Annotated in this window: 8 protein-coding genes; 3 read left to right on the forward strand and 5 right to left on the reverse strand. The window is 40.5% G+C overall.

The genetic code is table 11. The features are described from left to right. Window positions 1-20: 20 nt before the first annotated feature. From H6F41_RS09920 to H6F41_RS09930, 3 genes are all read left to right on the forward strand, one after another. Window positions 21-203 (forward strand): CsbD family protein, encoded by a 183-nt coding sequence (locus tag H6F41_RS09920; RefSeq protein WP_190403321.1) that lies wholly within the window; start codon window positions 21-23, stop codon window positions 201-203. A 115-nt stretch (window positions 204-318) separates the two neighbouring features. After that, window positions 319-714 carry a CsbD family protein gene (locus H6F41_RS18975; RefSeq protein ID WP_190403330.1) on the forward strand — a complete coding sequence of 132 codons (396 nt, stop codon included), beginning with the start codon at window positions 319-321 and terminating at the stop codon, window positions 712-714. Window positions 715-799: 85 nt separating this feature from the next. Continuing rightward, the gene (locus H6F41_RS09930) at window positions 800-1219 is read left to right on the forward strand and encodes a hypothetical protein (RefSeq protein WP_190403322.1); all 420 of its coding nucleotides are present in this window, start codon (window positions 800-802) and stop codon (window positions 1217-1219) included. A 51-nt stretch (window positions 1220-1270) separates the two neighbouring features. Here the strand turns inward: H6F41_RS09930 and H6F41_RS09935 are convergent, their stop codons facing one another. Genes H6F41_RS09935 through H6F41_RS09955 form a run of 5 tightly spaced genes read right to left on the reverse strand, consistent with a single transcriptional unit; the run spans window position 1271 to window position 6107 of the window. Further along, window positions 1271-3544, reverse strand: coding sequence for an amylo-alpha-1,6-glucosidase (locus tag H6F41_RS09935; RefSeq protein ID WP_199288728.1), 2274 nt, complete (start codon window positions 3542-3544; stop codon window positions 1271-1273). Window positions 3545-3591: 47 nt separating this feature from the next. Then, complete coding sequence (locus tag H6F41_RS09940) at window positions 3592-4509, reverse strand: diguanylate cyclase domain-containing protein (RefSeq protein WP_190403323.1); 918 nt, start codon at window positions 4507-4509, stop codon at window positions 3592-3594. A 47-nt stretch (window positions 4510-4556) separates the two neighbouring features. Next, a complete protein-coding gene (locus tag H6F41_RS09945; protein WP_190403324.1) occupies window positions 4557-4835 on the reverse strand; it encodes a hypothetical protein in 279 nt (92 codons plus the stop codon). A 47-nt stretch (window positions 4836-4882) separates the two neighbouring features. Then, window positions 4883-5548, reverse strand: a complete 666-nt coding sequence (locus H6F41_RS09950; protein WP_190403325.1) for a glutathione S-transferase — start codon at window positions 5546-5548, stop codon at window positions 4883-4885. A gap of 7 nt (window positions 5549-5555) precedes the next feature. Beyond that, window positions 5556-6107, reverse strand: a complete 552-nt coding sequence (locus tag H6F41_RS09955; RefSeq protein ID WP_322095902.1) for an alpha/beta fold hydrolase — start codon at window positions 6105-6107, stop codon at window positions 5556-5558. Window positions 6108-6180: the final 73 nt, after the last annotated feature.

Consider the following 6180-nt stretch of genomic DNA (forward strand, 5'->3'; position numbering starts at 1 on the left):
TTAATTAGGAGCATCCAATCATGAGTGTAGAAAATAGAGCCAAGGCAACTGCTAAAAATGTTGAAGGTAAAATCCAAGAATCCGTAGGTGATGTCACTGGTGATACTAAAGCTCAAGTAGAAGGCAAGGCAAAACAAGCCGAAGCAAAGGTTCGGCACGCTGCTGAAGATGTTAAAGATAAAGTCAAAAAGGCTATTGATTAGTAAATTAACACTTTGGGCGTAGAAATAATTCATGAATTATTTCTACGCCATCCTCTAAAACATAACCTTAGAATTCATCAACTTTCTTCTCTAAAATTAATCTAGGATTAAAAATATGAGTTTCCTTAAACAAGTTCGTAAATTTTTTACTGTTATCAGTCTAGTTGTCTTGCTGATCACTATTTTAAATTTAAACACTGAGTCTAGCTTGGCAGCCATTACCTTCAATCCGATTGCCAAACTACAGTATCAAGTTGCAACCGCAAGTCAAGATAATACAGCTAAAAATATTGAAGGTAAAGCTCAAGAGGCTTTCGGTAAACTTACAGGCAACCGACAAACAGAATCTGATGGTAAAGACAAACAATTTAAAGCTAAAACGTTAGAAGGGATGAACAACAGCTTTATTAACCCCAACTATAAACCCAGCGATGAAAGCGCTCCCGCAGAAGAGCTTGCTCGTGAAACAACGAAAGACGTAGAAAATCAGATTCGTGACACTTTTAATTAGATAAAACATACATTTTTAAGAAATTAAAAATGTATGTTTTTTTGTTGCGATATTAGGAGAAATAATAATTAAGGAAAATACTCCAATGAGTAAAGTCGGTTTATGGATTGATCACCGTAAAGCAATTATTGTATCGATCATGGCAAAACGGGAAGAAGTTAAAAAGGTAGTTCTAGAATCTGATAAACAATCACAATATTCTAGTAGTTTACTGTTTAAAAATAATCATAAATTAATGCAAATGCCATCGAATAAATTTACTCAAAGAACCATGCAGGAAAAATTAAATATTTACTATGACGAAATTATTTCCAATATTTACAATGCAAATTCTATTCTCATATTTGGTCCAAGTATGGCAAAGTATGAACTAAAATATCGGCTTGAGATGAACAAGCTAAGCGATCGTATAGTCGGTATTGAAACAGTTGACAATATGACTGAACGACAAATCTCAGCAAAGATATGGCAACAGGTCGAACTAAAAATTTGCGATCGTATATAAAAAGAAGAAGTGCCCCGCTTTGCGCGGCACTTCTTCTTTGAATTGGCGCTTTTATGCCTCAATGATTACGCGAACATTGCCGCGTTTTTTATTGACCCGACAGGCGGTAGTATCTCCAGAACGCTCAAACTCTAGATCTAGTAATGTTTGTCCAATCCGTAAGTTTTGAATTGATAGACGATTGATCGAGTTGAGTAAGCAGGGATCGAGAATCCGCAGTTGGTTATTAGGTGCATCGGGGACAAAATTGACCATGACCGCGATTAATTGGAAGATGCTTCCCGTTGCCCAAGCTTGCGGTGAACAAGCGACAGGATATTGAACTGGGAAGCTAAAGCCGTCATGCTCATAGCCACACAATAACTCAGGGGGACGGTGATAGGGCTGGGCGATTGTCATATCAATTAAGCCTTGGGCAATTCTCAAGGATTGTTTGACAAGACTATGCGATCGCATTCCGATCGCAATCAAACTATTATCATGGGGCCAAACAGAACCAATGTGATATCCCATCGGATTGTAAGCAGGTGAAAGGCTACTCAAAGTCCGAATACCCCAGCCATTGAACATATCAGGGGCATTTAAGCGAGCGGCGACGCTAATCGCTTTTTCGTAATCGAAAATACCTAAATTCAAGCAATGCCCAGCGTTAGAAGCAACACTATCCACCTGCTTACCTGCGCCATCTAAGGCGATCGCACAATAGTCTTGATCAGGCATCCAAAAATCTTGATTGAAGCGCCGTTTCAAATCTTGCGCCTGCGATCGCCAAAGTTCCGCCAGATCAAACAACTGCCTTTTTTCCGCTAATTCACTCATGCGGATTTTGGCGGCGTAGACATAGCCCTGTACTTCACATAAAGCGATCGCTCCCTCTGCGATTTCCCCCTTACTATTGACGATGCAGTTTTCCGAATCTTTCCAGCCCTGATTAAGTAAACCTTTATCTGAAGACCGATAGTAACGGAGATATCCCGTTTCTTGGCAATTGCGATCGATCCATGCCATCGCTGAGAGTGCATTCGGCCATAGCTGATTTAAGGTTGTTTCATCCGCAGTCCAAGCATAGTATTCCGCATATAGCATCAACCAGAGAGGAGTCGCATCCACGGTTCCATAGTAGGGAGTATGGGGAACTTCAGCACAACGCGCCATTTCTCCCAATCGGATTTCATGGAGAATTTTCCCTTTCTGTTCATCCTGCCATTCGTTATCAACTTTGCCTTGAAAGTAAGCCAATAAAGAAAGCGTATCACGGGCAATCGTGGGATCTAAAACCAAAGTTTGGGAAGCAGAAATAATCGAATCTCTACCAAATAAAGTCGAAAACCAAGGCACTCCCGCCGAAAGGAAGTTATACTTTTCCGATGTCTGTTTGAGCAAATAAATATCCTGCACAGCGCGATCGATCACATGATTCAGAGATTTATTATCGGTTTGAATTTTCGTGATTTGCTCAGTCCAGAGTTTCTCTTCTAATAACTCCTCTGTTTTAGCCTGTGTAAAGGTTTCAGGGACACTAACTATTGAGGTAGGACAATTATTCGTAAATAAATGAATCCGATATCCAATTGTTCGCGATTCATGGGCGGCTAAATCTAAATGCCAGATGGCGGTATAGTCTTGGAGCTCTTGAGGCTGAAAAGAATCAAATTGAATTCGCGATTCCATTAAAGAACCATCTAGTCCTTCATAGGCAAGCACTATTTCCTTAGACAAGATTTCCGCAGATTTCTGATCTTGATTTGGCACATAACGCAGGAAGTTACCTCTTTTTTCGCGCGTTGTTCCCCGAACTTCAAACAAATCTAGAAAATCCGCATCTAGGCTCAAACTCATTGTAAAGCTGACTGGATGCGTATTGTAGTTAGTTACTTGAGTTCGCTCAAAAAAACCACCTTTAATCACAATTTCTCGATGAATATCAATGGTTTCAGTCTTAATTTGACCACCCTTTCCATTCTCAATTTCGGGATTTGCACATAAAACCGTCATTGCAAAGCCTTTACGCGCCGTGCTGCTAAAGGAAATCGGCGATCGCCCATTAATTTGTAACTCTAAACGGCTCAAAAATCTGGTATCTCGACAAAATAATCCCATGCTGTCTTCAATACCACCAAGGCGACAGCTTAGATCAGAGATATTGCCTAAGGTATCCGTAATCAGAAATAAGTCATCGTCCTTTAAGGTCAAGGTAGCGATCGGATGCTCACCAGTGACACAAACCCAAGGAGAAATCAGACTTTTATCAATAGGAATATATGTCCTCCCCCCAACTTCGATTGTAGCAGGTTCAATTATGACTAGTGGATTTATGTCAGGCATTTTTATATTTAGTTAGATTTGTGTATGGTTTTAAACAAGGGAGGCTTCTATTCAACAATAGGAATATCCAAAATAGATTCGCTAAACAACATAACGCTCTGATCTGATCCTTTCGATCTATACATGGCTCTATCAACTTGTTTAAAAAGAATGTCAGCTGTTTCTCCATCCCTAGAGCTTATGACAATACCAATCGTGGCACTTATAGAAACCTTAATTCCGTCAAAATCATATTCTTCAGCTATTCGAGCAGCCATTTTTTTAGCAAGGTTAATTACTTCATCTTCTAGCTTGATGTCTAACAGGATGCAGCTAAACTCGTCGCCTCCCCATCGACTCACGATATCTTCGCCGCGTACAAAATCTTGTAACCGTTTTGCCACAGCGATTAACACCTTATCGCCAATGTCATGACCATAAGAGTCATTAATATTCTTAAATTTATCTAAATCAATGAACATAAGCGCAAGTTTCCAACCATGTCGTCTTGATTGAATCAATCCATGCTCAAGACGCTGTTCTAACAACAAACGATTTGGAAGCCCTGTTAGTGAATCATGAAGAGCCATATGCACCGCATTTTTCTCTTTTTCTTGAGATTTCGATAAATCGGTACGCACCTCAGATAGATCTTGCTTTGTCTGCTTCAGTTCAGATTCGATATCGTTTCTCTCAACTACTTGTTGGGTCAGTTGAGTATTAACTTGTTCAAGATCTTCCGCAGCTTCAGTCACCTTTTTCTCGGCTTCTTCGTTTTGAGCAATCACCTCTTCGATGGTGGGAAAGGGGGGAGCAACTTTATCATCATTTTTGAGGACTGCATTTACTGAACTAAGTTTATCCGCAGATTCCTCTACATTTTCTTTAATTTCTTCATTTTGATCGAGTACCTTTTTAAGAGGAAGTGTTTTACTACCTGCTGAATCATCGGATGCACTGGAACTATCTTTAATTTCATTTTCCATAATATTTTTTCACACTGATAAAATTAATGACGCGATCGCGATTACAGTTACTGAATCTTCGACACAATCAGGCTGACAAGGATAATAAGTCCTATTGCTCTCCGAAAGTAATTAACACCTTGAAATAATTCTTCCCAAGCCCAAGTAAACAAAGAGCCAAAAGCGATTACTTCTAATCCGATAGAAATTTTACCTGTTGTAAAAAATAGCCTTAACAAACTAGCTACAATCCAGACAATGATAGGCAAGTTCGGCATCTGAGCAAGAACAATTTCGCCTTCACCTTCGCGATCGCGAAACACTTTATTAAACAACGTATTTTCCATTGAATCCCTCTTTTCTCTGACGTTTCTACAGGTACTAAAGATAAATTTTAAAGATCGTAAGCTCCACCACGCTCTAGTGCTTTCTGATAGGTAGGACGACTATGAATGCGATTCAAGAATGTCATAAGTTGGGGACGACTCTCGTTCAGTCCAGCCCTTGCTACTGCTGCTTCCAATGGAAAGCTGATTTGGATATCGGCTGCGGTAAATTCGTTGCCAGCAAACCATGTGCTTTTGCTAATCTCTGCCTCCATATAATCAAGGTGTTGGGTTATCTGAGGTTCAATAAACGAACTTTTGACGCGATTTGTGATTGATCTAGCGATCGGACGCACAAAAAAGGGCATTGAACTCTTCTCAATTTGATCGAAGATCAGCTTCAGCAATAGCGGCGGCATCGCCGAACCTTCGGCATAGTGCAACCAATAGGTATAGCGCAAATATTCTGGTGTGCCCAGAGCAGGTTTCAAGCGTCCATTTCCATAGCGATCGACTAGATACTCGATAATGGCTCCCGATTCAGCCAAGGTGAGATCACCATCAGTAATCACAGGTGATTTGCCGAGGGGATGTACCCGCCGCAACGATGCGGGAGCCAACATGGTCTTTGGATAACGTTCGTAGCGCTTGATTTCGTATGGGAGTTCAAGTTCCTCTAGCAGCCAAAGCACTCGTTGAGAACGGGAGTTATTTAAGTGGTGAATGGTGATCATTACTTCTTTAGCTTATAGGTGAGTACATTTGATGAAAACAGCGACGAGCAAAACTAGCTACTGCCTCAACAAATTCTTCGTGTTGTTCCATCATACTCATATGTCCCGAAGGCGCGAGAACCACTAATTCTGAATTTCCTATTTCCTTATGCATATAGTGACTTGCCTCAACAACTGTAGCCCCATCTTTATTTGCAGAAATGATTAAGGTGGGGATCTGAATCTCATTTAGAACTTCAGTTGCATCGTAATGCATCATTCCTAGCATTTGTCGTCCTAAGACTGAAGGTGAAACTCGTGCAGAGCGATTAGTCACATAGTCCAACTGTCCCATCGTTGGGCGACCTGCAAAAGAAGAAAATCTTCCAGAGATATGTGCAGTTCCATTGAAATAACTCAACCACGTTTGTACCCAAACAATGGGTGATAAAGCGATCATTAGGTAAAGGATTGGTTCTAATAAAGGCTTTTGTAAGACTCGCAAGACATTTGTGAATGGAGCGGTATGCACAGGATTAGTAAAAGTGGTATTACAGCAAATTGAGACCAAACGCACCACAGCAATTTAGAATAAAAGGAAAAAATGGCAGCCCCCTATTCGCTAGATTTACGAGAACGGATACTAAGTGCAT

Source organism: Pseudanabaena mucicola FACHB-723 (assembly GCF_014696385.1).
Classification (GTDB): domain Bacteria; phylum Cyanobacteriota; class Cyanobacteriia; order Pseudanabaenales; family Pseudanabaenaceae; genus Pseudanabaena.